This window comes from Streptomyces sp. TLI_171 (assembly GCF_003610255.1).
Classification (GTDB): Bacteria; Actinomycetota; Actinomycetes; order Streptomycetales; family Streptomycetaceae; genus Kitasatospora.
Genome location: NZ_RAPS01000001.1, coordinates 4,863,965 through 4,883,453, shown reverse-complemented (window position 1 = coordinate 4,883,453; position 19,489 = coordinate 4,863,965). Strand labels below are relative to the sequence as shown.

Here is a 19,489-nt window from a genome sequence, read left to right as displayed (position 1 = left end):
CCTCCTGGCCGGAGACCGGGGGAGAACGGCGGATCCGGCCGGTCTCCCCCGACCTCAACTCCCGGACGGCGAAGGCGCATCCGCCCCGGAGGGCGACCCCGACGGCGTCCCGGACCCCGACGGCGTGCCACTCCCGCTCGGCGAAGCAGGGTCACTCGGCGTCCCGCTGCCGCTCGGCGTCCCGCTCCCGCTCGGCGAAGCCGGCGCACTCGACGAGGCAGCGTCGCTGGGCGAGGCGGGCGCCGACGGGGTCGGCGGGCCCGGCACGGTCGGCGGCGCCGTCGGACCCGCCGGCACCGCGGGCGGCGTCGGCAGCGTCGAGGGCTTCGCCGGCGCGATCCGCACCGCGCCCAGCGGCACGTCCGGCACCTTCCAGGCGCCGCCCGCCTCGTCCGCCGCGTCGTCCCCGTCCGGTCGCACCGCGCCCAGGATCGGCATCGCCCCGATCTGGGACACCTTCACCACGTCGCCGGTGTGCGGAGCCTGCACGATCAGGCCGCCGCCGATGTACATGCCGATGTGCGTCGCGCCGCCGAAGTAGACGATCAGGTCGCCGGGCCGGATCTGGTTGAGCGGCACGTGCTTGAGCTCCGCCCACTGCTCCTGGCTGGTGCGCGGGATGGCCCGCCCGGCGTGCAGCCAGGCCTGCGAGGTGAGACCCGAGCAGTCGAACACGTCCGGTCCGGCGCCGCCCCACACGTAGTCCTTGCCGAGCTGCTGCAGCGCCCACGCGACCGCCTTGCGGCCCATCGCGGACGGCGTGCGCTCGCCCTTGCCGAGCGCGCCGGAGGCCAGGAACGCCAGCTGCGCCTGGTTGGCCTCCTGCTTCTCCAGCTCCTCCAGCTCGCTGCGCTGCGCGCCGGTGAGCGAGCCGACCAGCTGCTCGACGTCGTTGAGCTTCTTGGCGACGTCGTTCTTCGCCTGCTCCTGCTGGGTGGCCAGCGCCGTGGACTCGGTGACGGCCTGCTCGGCGGCCAGCCGCAGCGCGGCCAGGGTGTCGCGGTCGGCCTTCAGCCGGTCGAGGAACGCCTTCTGCGAACGCCCGGCGGAGTCCAGCAGCTGGGCGATCACCACCGCCTCGTACGGGTCGTCGGCGAGCAGCAGGTCGGCGTACCCGGAGATCTGGTTGTTGCGGTACTGCGCGGCGGCGAGCTGCGCGGCCAGGTTGCTGCCGGTCTCCACCGCCTCCTGCTGCCGGTCGGCACGGGCGGTCAGGTCCTGCACGGTGGCCTGCTGCTCGGCGAGCTTGGCGACGGTGGTGTTGTACTGCTCGGTGGCGGCCTCGGCCTGCTGGTACAGCTCGTGGATCTGGGTCAGCAGCGGCCCGAGGGTGCGCTTGGCGTCGGCCAGCGGGTCGGCCCCGGCGGAGACGGTCGACAGGCCGAGCAGCGAGCCCGGCTCGGGCGCCGCGTAGGCGGCGGAGGCGAACGGCAGGGTGAGCGCGGCGGCGGCGAGCACCGCTCCGCAGCGCAACGCGGCGCGCACCCAGGGCCGCAGGCCAGTCGACTCCGTGCGCTGCCCAGCCCCCATCGGCCGGCCCTCCCCTGATTGTCCGTCGGCGATCCAGCCGATCCTGTCATGCGGAGGGCGCTTCGGGGCAGGGGGTTTCGGGACCGCGGGGTGAATTCTCATGCCGGCCGGGGTGTGACAACCCTCTCATCCGCACCCCCGGGCTCCATGGAACGCCAACGCCCCGGCAACTCCCGCGCCACCAACGGAACCAGGACTCCGCGCTCAGTTCACCTCCCGTTCACCAAGGCTTCCTACCGTCACGGAGGACAGCAACGTCAGTCCGACCACTTCGACGATTGTTTGGGTATGGAACACATCACGTTCCTGGTGGCCGTTGTGATCATCACGGCGCTCGCCTTCGACTTCACCAACGGCTTCCACGACACCGCCAACGCGATGGCCACCTCCATCGCCACCGGCGCACTCAAGCCCAAGGTCGCCGTCGCGATCGCGGCGGTGCTGAACTTCGCCGGTGCCTTCGTCTCCGTGAAGGTCGCCACCACCATCTCGGGCGGCCTGGTCAACGAAAAGGCCGGACTGCAGCCATCCATCATCTTCGCCGCCCTGGCGGGCGCGATCCTGTGGAACCTGCTGACGTGGCTCAAGGGCCTGCCCTCGTCCTCCTCCCACGCGCTCTACGGCGGCCTGATCGGCGCCACCGTGGTCGGCGTCGGCATCCACGGCGTCAACTTCACCACCGTGGTCTCCAAGATCCTCATCCCGGCGGTGGCCTCCCCGATCATCGCGGGCCTGGCCTCCTGGGGCGCCACCAAGCTGGCCTACCTGATCACCGGGGGCGCGGCCAGGGCGAGCACCGAGAAGGGCTTCCGCCGGGGCCAGATCTTCTCCTCCTCGCTGATCTCGCTGGCGCACGGCACCAACGACGCGCAGAAGACCATGGGCATCATCACGCTGACCCTGATCTCGGCCGGCCAGCTGCACAAGGGCGACGGCCCGCCGACCTGGGTGATCGTCAGCGCCGGTCTGGCGATCGCGCTCGGCACCTACATGGGCGGCTGGCGGATCATCCGCTCGATGGGGTCCGGCCTGGCCGACATCAAGCCGCCGCAGGGCTTCTCCTCGGAGACCGCCGCCGCGACGGTGATCCTGACCTCCTCGCACATGGGCTACGGCCTCTCCACCACCCAGGTCTGCTCCGGCGGCATCATGGGCGCCGGCCTCGGCGGCCCGTCCGGCAAGCTGCGCTGGGGCATGGTCCGCCGCATGGTCGCCACCTGGGGCCTGACCCTGCCGGCCGCGGCCGTGGTGTCCGGCCTCGCGGCCTTCGTCGCCGACCAGGGCAACTGGGGCGTCGCGGTGGTCGGCCTGGCGCTGGTGCTGGGTGCGGGCTCGATGTGGATGATCTCCCGCCGCCAGCCGGTGCACGCCGACAACGTCAACGAGACCACCACCCCGGTCGAGGTCCCGGTCGTCGCCGGCCCGACCGTTGCCGCCACCACCATCGCGGCCTGAGAGGACGTCAGCCATGAACATCAAGTGGGCCGCACTGGCCGAGACCGCGGGCGTCAGCCTGGCCGTCACCCTCGCGGTGGTCGTCGTCTTCGCCCTGGGCAACCTCGCCCTGACCCGCCGGGAGGCCGCCGTCGAGGCCGGCACCGGCAAGGGCGTCCCCGCCCTGGTCGCCGCGGGCGTCTGCTTCGCCGCCTGCGCGGCGGTGGTGCTGTACGGCATCTCGCTGATCGCCGCGAAGTAGCGGTCACCGCGTAGCAGCACCGACCGGCCGGTTACGACGAAGGGCCCCCGCCACGACGGCGGGGTCCCTTCTCGCATGTCTCGGACGCGGAACCGGTCAGTCGGCGACCAGCTCCGCGGTCTTCGCGGCGGGCGCGGCCGCCGCCTCGTTGGTGGTGCGCAGCGGCACCTCGCGGATGAACAGCACCAGCAGGAAGCCCACCACGGCGAACGGCGCGGCGATCAGGAACACCGTGCCGACGCCGTGCCCGAACGCGTCGGTGATCAGCGGGACGATCTGCGCGGGCAGCTTGTGCAGGTCCGGGATGCCGTCGCCGCCCGCCCCGGACACCGGGATGCCGGCCTTGGCGAAGTTCTCGGCGGTGTAGCTGGCGACCTTGTGGCCGAGCAGCGCGCCGAGCGCGGAGACGCCCATCGCACCGCCCATGGTGCGGAAGAAGGTGACCACCGAGCTGGCCGCGCCGAGCTCGTTGCGCGGCACCGTGTTCTGCACCGCGAGCACCAGGTTCTGGCTGGTCAGGCCGAGGCCGACGCCGGCCACCGCCATGTAGAGGGCGAGCAGCGCGTACGAGCTGTCGGCGCGGGCGGTGCCGAGCAGGCCGAGGCCGGCGGCCAGCAGGACGGTGCCGGCGACCAGGAAGCCCTTCCACTTGCCGTACTTGGTGATGAGCTTGCCGGCCACGGTCGAGGAGACCGCGAGGCCGAGGATCATCGGCAGGGTGAGCAGCCCGGCCTGGGTGGGGGTCTTCTCCTTGGCGAGCTGGAAGTACTGGCCGAGGAAGGTGGTGGTGCCGTACATGCCGACGCCGACGAACGCGGAGGCCAGCGCGGCCAGCGCGACGGTGCGGTGGCGGAACAGGTCGAGCGGGATCAGCGGCTCGGCGGCGCGCTTCTCGACGGCGACGAACAGCGCGGCGAGCACCAGGCCGCCGCCGACCATGGCCGCGGTCTGCCAGGACGCCCAGTCGTAGTTCTTGCCGGCCAGCGAGATCCAGATCATCAGCAGGCTGACGGCGGCGGTGATCAGCACCGCGCCCAGGTAGTCGATCTTCGGCTTGCGGGCGGGCGCGTCGGGGAACTTCAGGGTGCGCTGCAGCACCAGGATGGCGATCACCGCGAACGGGATGCCGACGTAGAAGCACCAGCGCCAGCCGAGCCAGGAGGTGTCCACGATGACGCCGCCGATCAGCGGGCCGCCGATGGTGGCCAGTGCGAAGACCGCGCCGAAGTACCCGCTGTAGCGGCCGCGCTCGCGCGGCGGGACCATCGCGGCCAGGCAGATCTGGCCGAGCGCGATGACGCCGCCGGCGCCGATGCCCTGCAGGACCCGACAGAAGATCAGCATGCCGATGCTCTGCGACAGACCGGCCAGGGCCGAGGAGAGCACGTAGATCACCATGGCGATCTGCACCAGCAGCTTCTTGCTGACCAGGTCGGAGAGCTTGCCCCAGAGCGGGGTGGCCGCGGTGATCGAGAGCAGGGCGGCGGTGACCACCCAGGTGTAGGCGGACTCGCCGCCGTGCAGGTCGGTGAGGATCCGCGGGAGCGCGTTGGAGACGACCGTGGAGGACAGCACGGCCACGAACAGGCCGAGCAGCAGGCCCGAGAGGGCTTCGAGGACTTGACGGTGGGACATCTGGGCCTGGGGAGGTGTCTGGAGAGTCGTCGACATGCGGTTCCTTCGACTGAGAATTCGTTGCCTCAGGCAACTATACGTCGATAGTTGACTAAGACAACTTTCTTCAAATTCAGGTAAAGAAACCACCCCGGCACCGCCCGGCCGAGCGACCCGCGGGGACCCTCAGACCCCCTCGGTCAGCTCGTTGAACCGCTTCAGCAGCCGGGCGAACTGCTCCAGCTCGCCGAGCTCCCAACCCTCCAGCGAGGCCCGGAACCGCCCCATCCGGACCGCCCGGGCGGCCTCGAAGCGGCGCTCCCCCTCCTCGGTCAGCGACACCAGCGAGGCCCGCCGGTCCAGCGGATCGGTCTCCCGCCGCAGCAGCCCGAGCTCCTCGATCGCCCGGATCTGCCGGCTCACCGTGGCCTTGCCCACCCCGAAGTGCAGCCCGACGTCCGTCACCCGCGCCCGACCGGCCTCCCGGATGTACGCCAGCAGCACGTACGCCCCGGCCTCCAGCTCGGGGTGCACCAGCCGGGACACCTCGGCGGCCCGCGCCCGGCTGCGCCGGAACATCGTCGCCACCTCTCGCTCGACCGCGAGGAAGGCCAGTTCGGCGGCGTTCCGCTCGCCCACGGGGTCGTTCATGGCGCTCAGTATCGCGCAGCTCGCGCCTCCCCCATCCGGCAACTGCTTCATGATATGAAGTATCCGGTTCGAGACTTTTGCCACATTGGCACAGATATCTGTGAGGGAGACGCCCCACCATGGCAGAGCCCGGAAAGGGATTCACCAGCGAGCTCAGGGACGCGGTCACCCCGCGCGCCTTCCTGCTGGTCGTCGCCGTCCTGCTGCTCCAGCTCGGCTTCATCACCTCCTACGTCGGCGCCCTGCACCACCCGAAGCCGCACCAGCTGTCCATCGCGGTGGTCGCCCCGCCGGAGGCCGCGCCGAAGCTGGTCGCCGCCCTGGAGTCGGTGCCCGACGACGCGGTGCGCGCCTCCACCGCGCCGGACGCGGCCACCGCCGAGCAGCGGATCAAGGACCAGAAGATCTACGCGGCCTGGGTGGTCGACCCGGCCGGCACCAAGGACACGCTGCTGGTCGCCGACGCCCGCGGCCCGGCCGCCGCGACGGCCGCCCAGACCATCGTCAGCCAGGTGGCCGCCACCCAGCAGCGCACCGTCGCGGTCGACGACACCATCCCGCTGGCCGCCGGGGACGCCGAGGGGCTGTCCGCGTTCTACCTGGTGGTCGGCTGGTGCGTGGGCGGCTACCTGGTCGCCTCGATCCTCGGCATCAGCGCCGGCTCCCGGCCCGCCGACACCGGCCGGGCGGTGATCCGGCTCGGCACCCTGGCGCTGTACTCGGTCGCGGCGGGCCTCGGCGGCGCGCTGATCATCGGCCCGATCCTGGGCGCGCTGCCCGGCTCGATCGCCGCGCTCACCGGACTCGGCACCCTGGTGGTGTTCGCGGTCGGCGCCGTCACCATGGCGCTGGAGTGCCTGTTCGACGTGGTCGGCATCGGCCTGGCGGTGCTGATCTTCGTGGTGCTGGGCAACCCCAGCGCGGGCGGCGTGTTCCCGCCGCCGCTGCTGCCCGCGTTCTGGCGGGCGATCGGCGAGTGGATCCCGAACGGGGCGGGCACCTCCGCCGCCCGCTCGATCGCCTACCTGGACTCCACCAACCTCACCGTGCCGTTCCTGGTGCTGGCGGCCTGGGCGGTGGTCGGAGTCGCGGTGACCTTCCTCGCGGTGGCCCGGAAACCACGACTCGGCCGCCCCGTCCCTTCCGGGACGTGAGCGGCCGAGTGCGCAGCGGTGGCGGGGGTCAGACCCGCTCGGGCGCCGGCTCCTGGCTGGCCGGGTCGCCGGCGACCCGGTCCGACAGCTGGGTGAACACGAAGCGGTTCATCGCCCAGAACCGGAACGCCATCGCCAGCAGGGTGCCGATGATCATGCCGCTGAAGAAGTCGGCGAGCTCCTGCGAGAAGTGGGTCACGTCCGGCTCGCGGAGGTCGAACACGTACCGGGACGCCACCAGCGGGAGGTCGTTCACGCCCACGGCGAGCGCGCTGACCACGAAGAACCCGAACGCCTCGCGCTTGCGGCCGGCCGCCCGGAACGACCACTGACGGTTCAGCACGTACGACACGACCGTGGTGATCACGGTCGCGATGGTCAGCGCCACGACCGGCTTGTTGTCCAGGATCGTCAGCTTCAGGGCAAAGTTGATCAGCATGGTGAGCACGAAGCAGGTTCCTCCGACCACGAGGAACTTCACCAGCTTGCGGTGCTTGACCAGGAACGGGCGGTAGCGCTCCGGAATGGCGGTCAGCGCGCGCTGCGTAGGGGACGGCATGCGGGAAGTCTCCCACGGGCCCGGATCGACAACCACCAGGGGCCTCGGAGTTGAACGACCTCCGAGGCCCCGCCCGACCGTCAGGCCGCCGCCACCAGCACCTCGGCCGGCTCCAGCGCCAGCCGCAGTACTTCGCGGACGTCCGACACCGCGTGCACCGTCAACCGCTCCAGCACCTCGGCGGGCACGTCGTCCAGGTCCGCCTCGTTGCGCTTCGGGATGATCACCGTGGTGACCCCGGAGCGGTCGGCGGCCAGCAGCTTCTGCTTCACCCCGCCGATCGGCAGCACCCGGCCGGTCAGCGACACCTCACCGGTCATCGCCACGTCGGTGCGCACCTTGCGGCCGGACAGCAGCGAAGCCAGCGCCGTGGTCATCGTGATGCCCGCGCTCGGGCCGTCCTTCGGCACCGCGCCGGCCGGCACGTGCAGGTGGATGCCCCGCTCGCGCAGGCCCGTCACCGGCAGCTCCAGCTCGGCGCCGCGCGAACGCAGGTAGGAGAGCGCGATGTGCGCCGACTCCTTCATCACGTCGCCCAGCTGCCCGGTCAGCGTCAGGCCGGTCGAGCCGGTCTCCGCGTCCGCCAGCGAGGCCTCGATGTAGAGGACGTCGCCGCCGGCCCCGGTGACCGCCAGGCCCGTCGCCACGCCCGGCACCGCGGTGCGCCGCTCGGCCGGCTCCTGCGCGGCCTCCGGCACGTGATGCGGCCGGCCCAGCAGGGCCCGCAGGTCGTCCGCCCCGACCTCGGCGGGCAGCTCGCGGCGGCCCAGCTCGGTCTGCGCGGCGATCTTGCGCAGGATCCGCGCGATCGACCGCTCCAGGTTCCGGACGCCCGCCTCCCGGGTGTACTCGGCGGCCAGCTTGCGCAGCGCCGCCTCGTCCACCGTCAGCTCCTGCTCGCCCAGCCCGGCCTTGGCCCGCTGCCGGGGCAGCAGGTGGTCCCGGGCGATCGCGACCTTCTCGTCCTCGGTGTAGCCGTCCAGCCGGACCAGGTCCATCCGGTCCAGCAGCGGCTCCGGGATGGCCTCCAGCACGTTGGCGGTGGCCAGGAAGACCACGTCCGACAGGTCGAGCTCGACCTCCAGGTAGTGGTCCCGGAAGGTGTGGTTCTGCGCCGGGTCCAGCACCTCCAGCAGCGCCGCCGCCGGGTCGCCCCGGTAGTCCGAGCCGACCTTGTCGATCTCGTCCAGCAGCACCACCGGGTTCATCGTCCCGGCCTCCTTGATCGCCCGGACGATCCGGCCGGGGATCGAGCCCACGTACGTCCGCCGGTGGCCGCGGATCTCCGCCTCGTCCCGGACGCCGCCCAGCGCGACCCGGACGAACGACCGCCCCATCGCCCGCGCCACCGACTCGCCCAGCGAGGTCTTGCCCACCCCCGGCGGACCCACCAGCGCCAGCACCGCACCGCCGCGGCGGCCGCCGATCTGGCCCAGCCCCTGGTCGGCCCGGCGCTTGCGCACCGCCAGGTACTCGACGATCCGGTCCTTCACGTCCGCCAGGCCGGTGTGGTCGGCGTCCAGCACCGCGCGGGCGCCGGCGATGTCGTACGCGTCCTCGGAGCGCTCGTTCCACGGCAGCTCCAGCACGGTGTCCAGCCAGGTGCGGATCCACGAGCCCTCGGGCGACTGGTCACTGGACCGCTCCAGCTTGTCGACCTCCTTGAGCGCCGCCTCCCGCACCTTGTCCGGCAGCGCGGCCGCCTCCACCCGCGCCCGGTAGTCCTCCTCCTCGGTGCCCGTCTCGCCGTTCAGCTCGGCCAGCTCCTTGCGCACCGCCTCCAACTGGCGGCGCAGCAGGAACTCCTTCTGCTGCTTGGCCACGCCCTCCTCGACGTCCTTGCGGATAGTGTCGTTGACCTCCTCCTCCGCGAGGTGGTCACGCAGCAGGCCCAGCGCGTACGCCAGCCGGGCCGGGCGGTCGGCCTCCAGCAGCACCTTCAGCTTCTGCTCGGCCGTCGCGAACGGCGCGTACCCGATGTTGTCGGCGAGCTCGCCGACGTCCTCGATCGCCGCCACCCGGTCGACGATCTGCCAGGCCCCGCGCTTGCGCAGCCACTTCGTGGACAGCGCCTTGTACTCCTTGACCAGCTCGGCCGCCGCCTGCCCCCCGTCCGACTCCTTGAACGGCGTGGTCTCCACCCACAGCGCCGCCCCGGGCCCGGTCGTCCCGGCGCCGATCCGCACCCTTCGCACGGCCCGCACCAGCGCCGCCGGATCCCCGTCCGCCAGCCGCCCCACCTGCTCGACCGTCGCCAGCGCACCCACCGCGGCGTACGACCCGTCCAGCCGCGGTACCAGCAGCACCTGCGGCTTACCCCCACCATTCCCCGCCCGGGCCGCCTCCACCGCGGCCCGCACCTCGGGATCCGAAAGCTCCAGCGGAACCACCATGCCGGGGAGCACCACCTCGTCGTCGAGCGGCAGCACAGGCAGAGTGAGCGGAGCGGACGTCGATGCCATGATCTCTCCCCAGTCAGTGAAGTTGAGCTGACCTGACTAAGGTCTGACGCCCCCCGATTGTTCCCCGCCCCATGTTCACCGTCAGCGAAGCGAGCACCGCCCCCGGCCGAAGTGAACACCCGCCCCGAACGCCCGCGCAGCGCAGCCAGCCCACCCCGCGCAGCGAAGCGAGCGCCACCCGAAAGCCCCGCGCGCGAAGCGAGCGCCTGCCCCGACAGCCCGCGCAGCGAGGCCAGCGCCTGCCCCGACAGCCCGCGCAGCGAAGCCAGCACCACCCCGAGACCTCGCGCAGCGAAGCCAGCGCCCGCCCAGACAGCCCACGCAGCGAAGCCAGCGCCCACCCAGACAGCCCACGCAGCGAAGCCAGCGCCCGCCCAGACAGCCCACGCAGCGAAGCCAGCACCACCCCGAGACCTCGCGCAGCGAAGCCAGCGCCCGCCCAGACAGCCCACGCAGCGAAGCCAGCACCACCCCGAGACCTCGCGCAGCGAGGCCAGCGCCCGCCCAGACAGCCCGCGCAGCGAAGCCAGCACCACCCCGAGACCTCGCGCAGCGAAGCCAGCACCCACCCCGAAAGCCCCCGCAGCGAAGCCAGCACCCACCCCGAAAGCCCCCGCAGCGAAGCCAGCACCCACCCCGAAAGCCCGCGCAGCGAAGCGCGTGAAGCGGAATCCCCGCGCCCCCAGGGGCGCGGGTTGCCGGAGGGGTGCGGGTCAGCTCTCGCTCGGCGCGACCCGCCAGGCCGGTGCCCGCCGGGGGCGGCGCGGCCCGCGGCCCCGCAGCAGCGGCCAGAGCGCGACGCCCACCGCCAGCGCGGCGGGGTGCCCGACGGAGGTCACCAGGTCGGGGTCGGACACCAGTTGGTGTCCGACGAGCGCCAGCCCGCCGCCGAGCGCGAGGTTGCGGCCGGCCGGCCCGAGCAGCCCGGCCAGTGCGCCGAGGGAGGCCAGGACGCCGTAGGAGACGCCGATGTCCATCGCGTCCAGCAGGTCGGACTCCGCCCCGCCGGCGGCGACCGCGGCGACCACGACGGCCTGCGAGAGCAGGGTCGCCACGACGTGTCCGGTGGCGAAGACCCCGAGGGCACGAAGGCCGCCGATCCGTCGTTCCAGGGGTGCGACGGTGAGGGCGAAGGCCCAGAAGTAGGGCATCCAGACCGGGCCGGCGACCCAGAGGCCGCTGCCGACGAGGGAGACCGCGGGGTGGACGAGCAGGTTGTGCGCGTCGGTGGAGGAGACCGCCTGGAGCCGGTGCACCGTGCCGGGGTCGCCGAAGCGGGCGTACAGCGTGGTGCCGAGCAGCAGCGCAAGGTAACCGAGGGCGAACGGGTTGGCGCGGGGGGTGGGCAGCGCCCGCAGCCCGGGCCGGATGAGTCGCCGTCGCAGTTCTGCGCTGGTCATGGTGCCTCCCGAACGCCTTGTCGTGCCCACGATACGGGTGGCGCCTGAGAGGTGTCTGAGGAAGTCCTGTGAAGACCTTTGTCCCTGCATATGCCGCTCGCACACGTACCGTTACAGCTCGCAAGTGCTGCGGGTAAGGTACTGGCCCGTGCCCGTCCGATCGGGGACCTGCCAAACGTGATCCGGTCACGGCCGGGGCACACTCACGACGGAAACAACACGACGGATACAAGACGACTACGAGCGGAGCCCGCTGTCCCCACAGGCAGTCGGCCCGCAGCCCTGGGGGCGGTGGCGTGACCGTGACAGAGATCCAGCAAGAGACGATCAGCAGTGGCCCGGTGGGCACCCAGCGACGGGTGCTCGTCGTGGAGGACGAGCCGACCATCGCGGAGTCCATCGCGGCCAGACTCGGCGCGGAGGGCTTCAAGGTGGCGGTGGCCCACGACGGCCCGGGCGCCGTCGACGGTTTCCACACCTGGCAGCCCGACCTCGTCGTCCTCGACATCATGCTGCCGGGCTTCGACGGCCTGGAGGTCTGCCGTCGGATCCAGGCCCAGCGCCCGGTGCCGGTGCTGATGCTGACCGCGCGGGACGACGAGACGGACCTGCTGGTGGGTCTGGGCGTCGGCGCGGACGACTACATGACGAAGCCGTTCTCGATGCGCGAGCTGGCGGCCCGGGTGAACGTGCTGCTGCGCCGGGTGGAGCGGGCCCAGCAGGCGGCCCGCACGCCGGCCCTGGGAAGCCTCCGGTTCGGTGAGCTGGAGATCGACCACGTGCAGCGCCGGGTCCGGCTGGGCACCGGCGACGTGCACCTGACGCCGACCGAGTTCGACCTGCTGGCCTGCCTGGCGGCGCAGCCGCGCGCGGTGCTGACCAGGGAGCAGCTGCTGGCCGAGGTGTGGGACTGGACCGACGCGTCCGGGACCCGCACGGTGGACAGCCACGTGAAGGCGCTGCGCCGGAAGATCGGTGCGAGCTGGATCCGCACGGTGCACGGCGTGGGGTACGCGCTGGAGGCCCCGCTGTCCTGACCGGGCACCGCGTTCGGGCTTCCCGGGGGGCCCGTGCACGGAGGTCCGGCCCCCCTCATCGAGGACGAGTCGCAGGGACGCCATGACCTTTCCGCAGCAACGCAACGGGGAAGCCGAACCGACTTCCCCGCGACCCCCGCTGGCGGTGCGCGCCGCGCGCCGGGTGTGGGCCGACATCCGCCCGTTCGACCCGGTGCGCTCGATCAAGGGCAAGCTGGCTCTGCTGGTGGTGGTCTCGGTGGTGCTGGCCACCGGGATGGTGGTGGTCGCGATCCGGTCGGAGACCCAGATCCGGATCATCATGATCTTCTCGCTGATCGCCTCGCTGCTGTTCATGCAGTTCCTGGCGCACGGCCTGACGGCGCCGCTGCGCGACATGACCGCGGCGGCCCGGTCGATGGCGGCGGGCGACTACAGCGCCCGGGTCGAGGTGTCCTCGCGGGACGAGATCGGCGAGCTGGCCGACACCTTCAACCGGATGGCGGGCGACCTGGAGGCCGCGGACCGGCACCGCCGCGAGCTGATCGCCAACGTCTCGCACGAGCTGCGCACGCCGATCGCGGCGCTGCGCGGCCTCCTGGAGAACGTGGTGGACGGCGTGGTGAAACCGGATCCGCGGAACCTGGGCACCGCGCTGGAGCAGACCGAGCGCCTGGGCCGCCTGGTCACCCACCTGCTGGACCTGTCGAAGCTGGACGACGGCGTGGTGCCGTTGGACTCTCGGCCGTTCCAGGTGCGCCCGTTCCTGGACGGGGTGCTGCGCGGGGTGACGGTGGACGGCGCGACGGCGGGCGGCGCGTACGCGCGGCGCGGCGACGTGCGGCTGGCGGTGGACGTGCAGCCGGCCCGGTTGGCGGCGGTGGCGGACGCGGAGCGGCTGCACCAGGTGGTGGCCAACCTGGTGGACAACGCCTGCAAGCACTCGCCGGCTGGCGGCACGGTGACGGTGCGGGCCCGGGCGGCCGAGGGCGGCGGGCTGCTGCTGGAGGTCGAGGACGAGGGTCCGGGGATCCCGCCCGCGGACCGCGAGCGGGTGTTCGAGCGCTTCGGCCGGAGTGGTTCGCCGACCGCGCTGGGCCCGGGCAGTGACGGCGGGACGGGTCTGGGACTGGCGATCGCGCGCTGGGCGGTGGACCTGCACGGCGGCCGGATCCGGGTGGCGGAGGCGGCGGCGGGCTGCCTGATCGAGGTCACCCTCCCGGGTGAGAGCCGGGTGCCGGCGTAGGTTGTGGCGGAATCGGTACAAACCGGGGTCGGGCCTCGTGGGGCCCGCCCCGGACCGCGGGTCAGCATTGGTCCAGACCACTGCTTCGTCCGATTTTCCGCCGGTATGACCACGACCGATCGCGGGCCGCATTCCCCGCTTTCCGGCGTCTCTAACGCTCGGATCCGGCCAAAATCAGCCCCCGCAATGTGATCTGGGCGACGCCTGACCACCGGGGACTGCGCGATCACTCGTCGGGGGCGTAGCCTTAATCCCCGCTGTCCACCATCCCAAAAGGAAGCGGAAGAGGGCGGTTGCCCCGTGTCGCCACACCAAGAAACCCCCAGCTCGGCAAGCTCCACTGGCTTCGGCCCCAATGAGTGGCTCGTCGACGAGATCTACCAGCAGTACCTCCAGGACCCGGCCTCGGTCGATCGCGCCTGGTGGGACTTTTTCGCCGACTACAAGCCCGGTACCGAGGTGACTTCAGTGACCCAGGCCGCACCGGTCGGCTCCCAGCCGGCCCCTGTCGCCGCCGCTCCCGCTGCCGCTGCTCCGGCCGCACCCGCTGCCCCCGCGCCGGCTCCGGCGCCCGCGCAGCCGGTGGCCGCTCCCGCGCCGCTCCCGGCCGCTCCTGCCGCGCCGCCCGCGCCGAAGGCCGCGGCTCCCGCCGCCGCCGCGCCCGCGCCGGCCGCCGCGGAGGGCCCCGAGCTGGTGCAGCTGCGCGGCCCGGCCAAGGCCGTGGCGTCCAACATGGACGCCTCGCTGGAGGTTCCGACCGCCACCTCGGTGCGCGCCGTGCCCGCCAAGCTGTTGATCGACAACCGCATCGTCATCAACAACCACCTGCAGCGCGCCCGCGGCGGCAAGGTCTCCTTCACCCACCTGATCGGCTACGCGCTGGTGCAGGCCGTGAAGGCCAATCCCGCGATGAACTACAGCTACAAGGTGGAGGACGGCAAGTCCTACCTGGTGAAGCCCGAGCACGTGAACCTGGGCCTCGCCATCGACCTGGTCAAGCCGAACGGCGACCGCCAGCTGGTCGTCGCGGCCATCAAGAAGGCCGAGACGCTCGACTTCTTCGGCTTCTGGCAGGCCTACGAGGACATCGTCCGCCGGGCCCGCGCCAACAAGCTGACCATGGACGACTTCACCGGCGTCACGGTCTCGCTGACCAACCCGGGCGGCATCGGCACCGTGCACTCCGTGCCGCGCCTGATGCAGAACCAGGGCACCATCGTCGGCGTCGGCGCCATGGAGTACCCGGCCGAGTTCCAGGGCTCCTCCCCGGAGACGCTGGCCCGCCTCGGCATCTCCAAGATCATGACGCTCACCTCGACCTACGACCACCGGGTCATCCAGGGTGCGGCGTCGGGCGAGTTCCTGCGCTCGATCCACCAGCTGCTGCTGGGCGCGAACAACTTCTACGACGAGGTGTTCGAGTCCCTGCGGATCCCGTACGAGCCGGTGCGCTGGGCCACCGACGTGGCGACCACGCACGACGACGAGGTCAACAAGACCGCGCGGGTCATCGAGCTGATCCACTCCTACCGGGTCCGCGGCCACCTGATGGCCGACACCGACCCGCTGGAGTACATGCAGCGCAAGCACCCCGACCTGGACGTGGTCTCGCACGGCCTCACCCTGTGGGACCTGGAGCGCGAGTTCGCGGTCGGCGGCTTCGGCGGCCAGAAGATGATGAAGCTCCGCGACATCCTCGGCCTGCTGCGCAACACCTACTGCCGCACCGTCGGCATCGAGTACATGCACATCCAGGACCCGGCGCAGCGCAAGTGGCTGCAGGACCGCCTGGAGAAGCCGTACACCAAGCCGGAGCGCGAGGAGCAGCTGCGCATCCTGCGCCGGCTGAACTCCGCCGAGGCGTTCGAGACCTTCCTGCAGACCAAGTACGTCGGGCAGAAGCGTTTCTCGCTGGAGGGCGGCGAGTCGCTCATCCCGCTGCTGGACGCCACCATCGACGCCGCCGCCGAGCACCGCCTCGACGAGGCCGTCATCGGCATGGCGCACCGCGGCCGGCTGAACGTGCTGGCGAACATCGTCGGCAAGCCGTACGGCAAGATCTTCGGCGAGTTCGAGGGCAACCTGGACCCGAAGTCGATGCACGGCTCCGGCGACGTGAAGTACCACCTCGGCTCCGAGGGCACCTTCACCGGCCTGGACGGCGAGACCATCAAGGTCTCGCTGGCCGCGAACCCGTCCCACCTGGAGACGGTCGACCCGGTCGTCGAGGGCATCGCCCGCGCCAAGCAGGACATCCTGGACTTCGGCGGCACGACCTTCCCGGTGCTGCCGATCCAGATCCACGGCGACGCGGCCTTCGCGGGCCAGGGCGTGGTCGCGGAGACCCTGAACATGTCGCAGCTGCGCGGCTACCGCACCGGCGGCACCGTGCACATCGTGGTCAACAACCAGGTCGGCTTCACCGCCGCCCCGGCGTCCTCGCGCTCGTCGATGTACTGCACCGACGTGGCCCGGATGATCGAGGCGCCGATCTTCCACGTGAACGGCGACGACCCGGAGGCCGTGGTCCGCGTGGCGCGGCTGGCCTTCGAGTTCCGCGAGCAGTTCCACAAGGACGTCGTGATCGACCTCATCTGCTACCGCCGCCGCGGTCACAACGAGGCCGACAACCCGTCGTTCACCCAGCCCCTGATGTACGACCTGATCGACAAGAAGCGCTCGGTGCGCAAGCTGTACACCGAGGCGCTGATCGGTCGCGGCGACATCACCATGGAAGAGGCGGAGCAGGCGCTCCAGGACTTCCAGGGCCAGTTGGAGAAGGTGTTCGCGGAGGTCCGCGAGGCCGCCACCGCCCCGGTGCCGACCGAGACCGGCCGCCCGGTCGCGGACTTCCCGGTCAGCATCCAGACCGGCATCTCCGCCGAGATGGTCAAGCGGATCGCCGCCTCGCAGGTCAACCTGCCGGACTGGCTGACCGTGCACCCGCGCCTGCTGCCGCAGCTGCAGCGCCGCGCCGCCTCGGTCGAGGACAACACCATCGACTGGGCCACCGGCGAGGCGCTCGCCATCGGCTCGCTGCTGATGGAGGGCCACCCGGTCCGGCTGGCCGGCCAGGACTCCCGCCGCGGCACCTTCGGCCAGCGCCACGCGGTGCTGATCGACCGGAACACCGGCGAGGACTACACCCCGCTGATGTACCTGACCGAGGACCAGGCCCGCTTCACCGTCTACGACTCGCTGCTCAGCGAGTACGCGGCGATGGGCTTCGAGTACGGCTACTCGCTGACCCGCCCGAACGCGCTGGTCATGTGGGAGGCGCAGTTCGGCGACTTCGTCAACGGCGCGCAGACCATGGTCGACGAGTACATCGCGTCCGCCGAGCAGAAGTGGGGCCAGCACTCCGGCGTCACCCTGCTGCTGCCGCACGGCATGGAGGGCCAGGGCCCGGACCACTCGTCCGCCCGCCCGGAGCGCTTCCTGGCGCTGTGCGCGCAGGACAACATGACGGTCGCGATGCCGACCCTGCCGTCGAACTACTTCCACCTGCTGCGCTGGCAGGCGCACAACCCGCACCACAAGCCGCTGGTCGTCTTCACCCCGAAGTCGATGCTGCGTCTGAAGGCCGCGGCGTCCGCCACCAGCGAGTTCCTGAGCGGCTCGTTCCGCCCGGTGATCGGCGACTCGACGGTGGACCCGGCGCAGGTGCGCAAGGTGGTCATCACCTCCGGCAAGTTCTACTACGACCTGGAGGCGGCCCGGACCGAGCGCGGCGTGACCGACACCGCGATCGTCCGCGTCGAGCGCCTGTACCCGCTGCCGGTGGCCGAGCTCCAGGAGGAGCTGAGCCGCTACGGCGAGAACGTCCAGTTCGTCTGGGCGCAGGAGGAGCCGGCGAACCAGGGTGCCTGGCCGTTCATCGCGATGAACCTGGTCGACCACCTGCAGGTCGTGATCGGCCGCACCGGTGGCAACGCCCGCCTGCGCCGGGTCGCCCGCACGGCGTCCTCGGCCCCGGCGGTCGGCTCCGCCAAGCGGCACGCCGCCGAGCAGAAGGCGCTCGTCGACGAGGTGTTCGCGCTCTGACGCGCTGACACCCCGCACGGCCCCACGGCCCCCGCTCCCGGTTCTCCGGGGCGGGGGCCGCGCCGTTTCCGGACCGTGACGCTGCGCCGGATCCCCTTTGCTGCACGGAATCTGACGGATCGATAGGTTGAGCAGCGCCGCCCCGGACGCCCGTGCGTCGGCGGCCGTCTTCCGTCACGCTCACCCAGGGGGGTCCGCCGCATGGCAGCCGACACACCGCAGAACGCCGTCCCGCTCCCGCCGGTCTTCCAGCCGCTGCACCCGGACGACCCGCGGGAGGTCGGCGGCTACCGGCTGTTCGCCCGGCTGGGTGCGGGCGGGATGGGCCGGGTCTACCTGTCGTACACGCCGGGCGGGCGGCCGGTGGCGCTGAAGGTGGTCCGGCCGGAGTTCGCCGAGGACGGCGAGTTCCGCCGCCGGTTCGCCCAGGAGGTGAGCAGCGCGCAGCGCATCCACGGGCTGTACACGGCGCAGGTGATCGACTCCGGCGGCCTGGACGCGGGCGCGCCGTGGCTGGTCACCTCGTACGTGCCGGGGCCCTCGCTGCAGCAGGTGGTGCGCGAGCACGGGGCGCTGCCGGTGCGCACGGTGCTGCTGCTGGTGGGCGGCATCGCGGAGGCGCTGCAGGCGATCCACAGCGTCGAGGTCGTGCACCGGGACCTGAAGCCGGCCAACGTGCTGGTGGCCTCGGACGGGCCGCGGGTGATCGACTTCGGCATCGCGCGGGCCGCCGACGCCACCGCGCTGACCGGCACCGGCTACCGGATCGGCTCGCCCGCGTTCATGTCGCCGGAGCAGGCGCAGGGTTCGACGGTGACCGCGGCGACCGACGTGTTCGCGCTCGGCGCGCTGGCGGCGTACGTGGCGGGCGGGGCGCCGCCGTTCGGCGACGGCCCGGACACCGCGGTGCTGTACCGGGTGGTGCACGAGGAGCCGGACCTGAGCACCGTCCCGGCGCCGCTGCGCGAGCTGATCGCCCGCTGCCTGGCGAAGGCCCCGCAGGACCGGCCGACGCCCGCCGAGATCATCCAGGCGGCGCGCGAGCACCCGGTGGTCGGCGGGCAGCTGCGGTTCGGCGAGGACTGGCTGCCGGGTCAGGTGAACACCGAGATCACCCGCCGCTCGGACCTGCCGCGGACCCCGCCGACCCCGCTGCCGGCCGCGCCGGCCGCTCCCCCGCCGGCCCCGGCCGCGCCGCCCGCCCAGCCGGCCTTCGCCCCGCAGCAGCCGCCGGTCGGGGCGTTCGGCCCGCCGTTCCCGGTGTCGGAGGCGGCCACCGCTCCGGTGCCGCCGGCCGACCCGACGCTGCTGACCGAGCGGCACACCCCGCCGCCCGGCCCGGCCGTCCCGTTCGCCCGGCCCGCACCGCCCGCCGCGGCGGCCCGCGAGCGTCGCCGCGGGGTGTCCTGGAAAACCCTGCTGGTGGTCTCGCTGGTGACGCTGCTGGCGGGCGCCACGGGCGGGCTGGTGCTGATGAACGCCCTGAACAAGGACGACAGCAGCAAGAACTCCAGCAGCGGCGAACAGCCGGCGAAGGCCGGCGCGGCCTCCCCGAACGGCGCGGCCCTCGGCGGCAGCCAGGACCAGGCCTCGCCCTCGCCGTCCGCGTCCTCCTCGGCCCGTTCGACGCCGCGGTCCACCGCCTCGGCGGGCGCGGACTCCTCCGGCGGTCCGGTCTCGAACAAGGCGGTCAAGTACACCCTGGTCTACCAGGACACCGTGCTGAGCATCCCGCCGTCCGGGAACTACGAGTTCGACCTGATCAACGGCAAGGTGGTGCCGGACGGCGCGGTGGACTGGACGGTCGGCACCTACGGCGCGGAGTTCCGGCTGAGCAGCAACACCGACGGGTACATCTCGAAGGACACCTCGACGCTCACCCCGGAGGCCTGTGCGGCGGGCATCGACCGCGAGCCGGCCGCCCAGCTGAAGTTCGAGAACACCCCGGCCGACCACTCGTTCTGCGTGCGGTCCCGGGCCACCAAGTCGATCGTGGTCCTGAAGGTGGTCAAGGTCGGCGCGGGCGACGGCGCGGCGACCTGCTCGCTGACGTACTACCGCAACGACGGCTGACCGGCGCGCACTATCCTGGCCCTCGACGTTGAGAGCCACCCACC

The 19,489-nt window shown here is 72.2% G+C and carries 13 protein-coding genes; 7 read left to right on the top strand and 6 right to left on the bottom strand.

All coding sequences use genetic code 11. The features are described from left to right. Positions 1 to 54: 54 nt before the first annotated feature. Positions 55 to 1,530: an NlpC/P60 family protein gene (locus BX266_RS22285; protein ID WP_180290569.1), complete on the bottom strand. Its 1,476-nt coding sequence runs from the start codon at positions 1,528 to 1,530 to the stop codon at positions 55 to 57. A 288-nt stretch (positions 1,531 to 1,818) separates the two neighbouring features. Between BX266_RS22285 and BX266_RS22280 the strand changes: the two genes are divergently transcribed. Both BX266_RS22280 and BX266_RS22275 read left to right on the top strand, forming a co-directional pair. Further along, on the top strand, positions 1,819 to 2,985 hold the full coding sequence (locus BX266_RS22280; RefSeq protein ID WP_310794798.1) for an anion permease: 1,167 nt from the start codon (positions 1,819 to 1,821) through the stop codon (positions 2,983 to 2,985). 13 nt (positions 2,986 to 2,998) lie between these two features. Continuing rightward, positions 2,999 to 3,226 (top strand): hypothetical protein, encoded by a 228-nt coding sequence (locus BX266_RS22275; protein WP_099902443.1) that lies wholly within the window; start codon positions 2,999 to 3,001, stop codon positions 3,224 to 3,226. A gap of 96 nt (positions 3,227 to 3,322) precedes the next feature. On the opposite strand, the gene BX266_RS22270 is transcribed toward BX266_RS22275, so the two are convergent. Further along, positions 3,323 to 4,861 (bottom strand): MDR family MFS transporter, encoded by a 1,539-nt coding sequence (locus BX266_RS22270; protein ID WP_399170208.1) that lies wholly within the window; start codon positions 4,859 to 4,861, stop codon positions 3,323 to 3,325. A 165-nt stretch (positions 4,862 to 5,026) separates the two neighbouring features. Further along, entirely contained in the window at positions 5,027 to 5,491 is a 465-nt protein-coding gene (locus BX266_RS22265; protein WP_259464802.1) for a MarR family winged helix-turn-helix transcriptional regulator, read from the bottom strand. Between the two features lie 119 nt (positions 5,492 to 5,610). Between BX266_RS22265 and BX266_RS22260 the strand changes: the two genes are divergently transcribed. After that, positions 5,611 to 6,645 carry a DUF3533 domain-containing protein gene (locus tag BX266_RS22260; protein WP_099902437.1) on the top strand — a complete coding sequence of 345 codons (1,035 nt, stop codon included), beginning with the start codon at positions 5,611 to 5,613 and terminating at the stop codon, positions 6,643 to 6,645. Between the two features lie 28 nt (positions 6,646 to 6,673). Here the strand turns inward: BX266_RS22260 and BX266_RS22255 are convergent, their stop codons facing one another. The 3 genes from BX266_RS22255 to BX266_RS22245 form a co-directional block, all read right to left on the bottom strand. Continuing rightward, positions 6,674 to 7,204, bottom strand: a complete 531-nt coding sequence (locus BX266_RS22255; protein ID WP_099902435.1) for a GtrA family protein — start codon at positions 7,202 to 7,204, stop codon at positions 6,674 to 6,676. 80 nt (positions 7,205 to 7,284) lie between these two features. Next, on the bottom strand, positions 7,285 to 9,666 hold the full coding sequence (gene lon, locus BX266_RS22250; protein WP_099902433.1) for an endopeptidase La: 2,382 nt from the start codon (positions 9,664 to 9,666) through the stop codon (positions 7,285 to 7,287). Positions 9,667 to 10,379: 713 nt separating this feature from the next. Then, positions 10,380 to 11,066: a rhomboid-like protein gene (locus tag BX266_RS22245; RefSeq protein ID WP_099902431.1), complete on the bottom strand. Its 687-nt coding sequence runs from the start codon at positions 11,064 to 11,066 to the stop codon at positions 10,380 to 10,382. Between the two features lie 302 nt (positions 11,067 to 11,368). On the opposite strand from BX266_RS22245, the gene BX266_RS22240 reads away from it, so the two are divergent. The 4 genes from BX266_RS22240 to BX266_RS38780 all read left to right on the top strand — a co-directional run bounded on the left by BX266_RS22240 (position 11,369) and on the right by BX266_RS38780 (position 19,445). Then, a complete protein-coding gene (locus BX266_RS22240) occupies positions 11,369 to 12,103 on the top strand; it encodes a response regulator transcription factor (protein WP_180290568.1) in 735 nt (244 codons plus the stop codon). 82 nt (positions 12,104 to 12,185) lie between these two features. Continuing rightward, the gene (locus BX266_RS22235) at positions 12,186 to 13,328 is read left to right on the top strand and encodes an ATP-binding protein (protein WP_259464801.1); all 1,143 of its coding nucleotides are present in this window, start codon (positions 12,186 to 12,188) and stop codon (positions 13,326 to 13,328) included. 300 nt (positions 13,329 to 13,628) lie between these two features. Further along, a complete protein-coding gene (locus tag BX266_RS22230) occupies positions 13,629 to 17,372 on the top strand; it encodes a multifunctional oxoglutarate decarboxylase/oxoglutarate dehydrogenase thiamine pyrophosphate-binding subunit/dihydrolipoyllysine-residue succinyltransferase subunit (protein WP_099902427.1) in 3,744 nt (1,247 codons plus the stop codon). Between the two features lie 201 nt (positions 17,373 to 17,573). Continuing rightward, positions 17,574 to 19,445 carry a serine/threonine-protein kinase gene (locus BX266_RS38780; protein ID WP_183096877.1) on the top strand — a complete coding sequence of 624 codons (1,872 nt, stop codon included), beginning with the start codon at positions 17,574 to 17,576 and terminating at the stop codon, positions 19,443 to 19,445. Positions 19,446 to 19,489 lie beyond the last annotated feature (44 nt).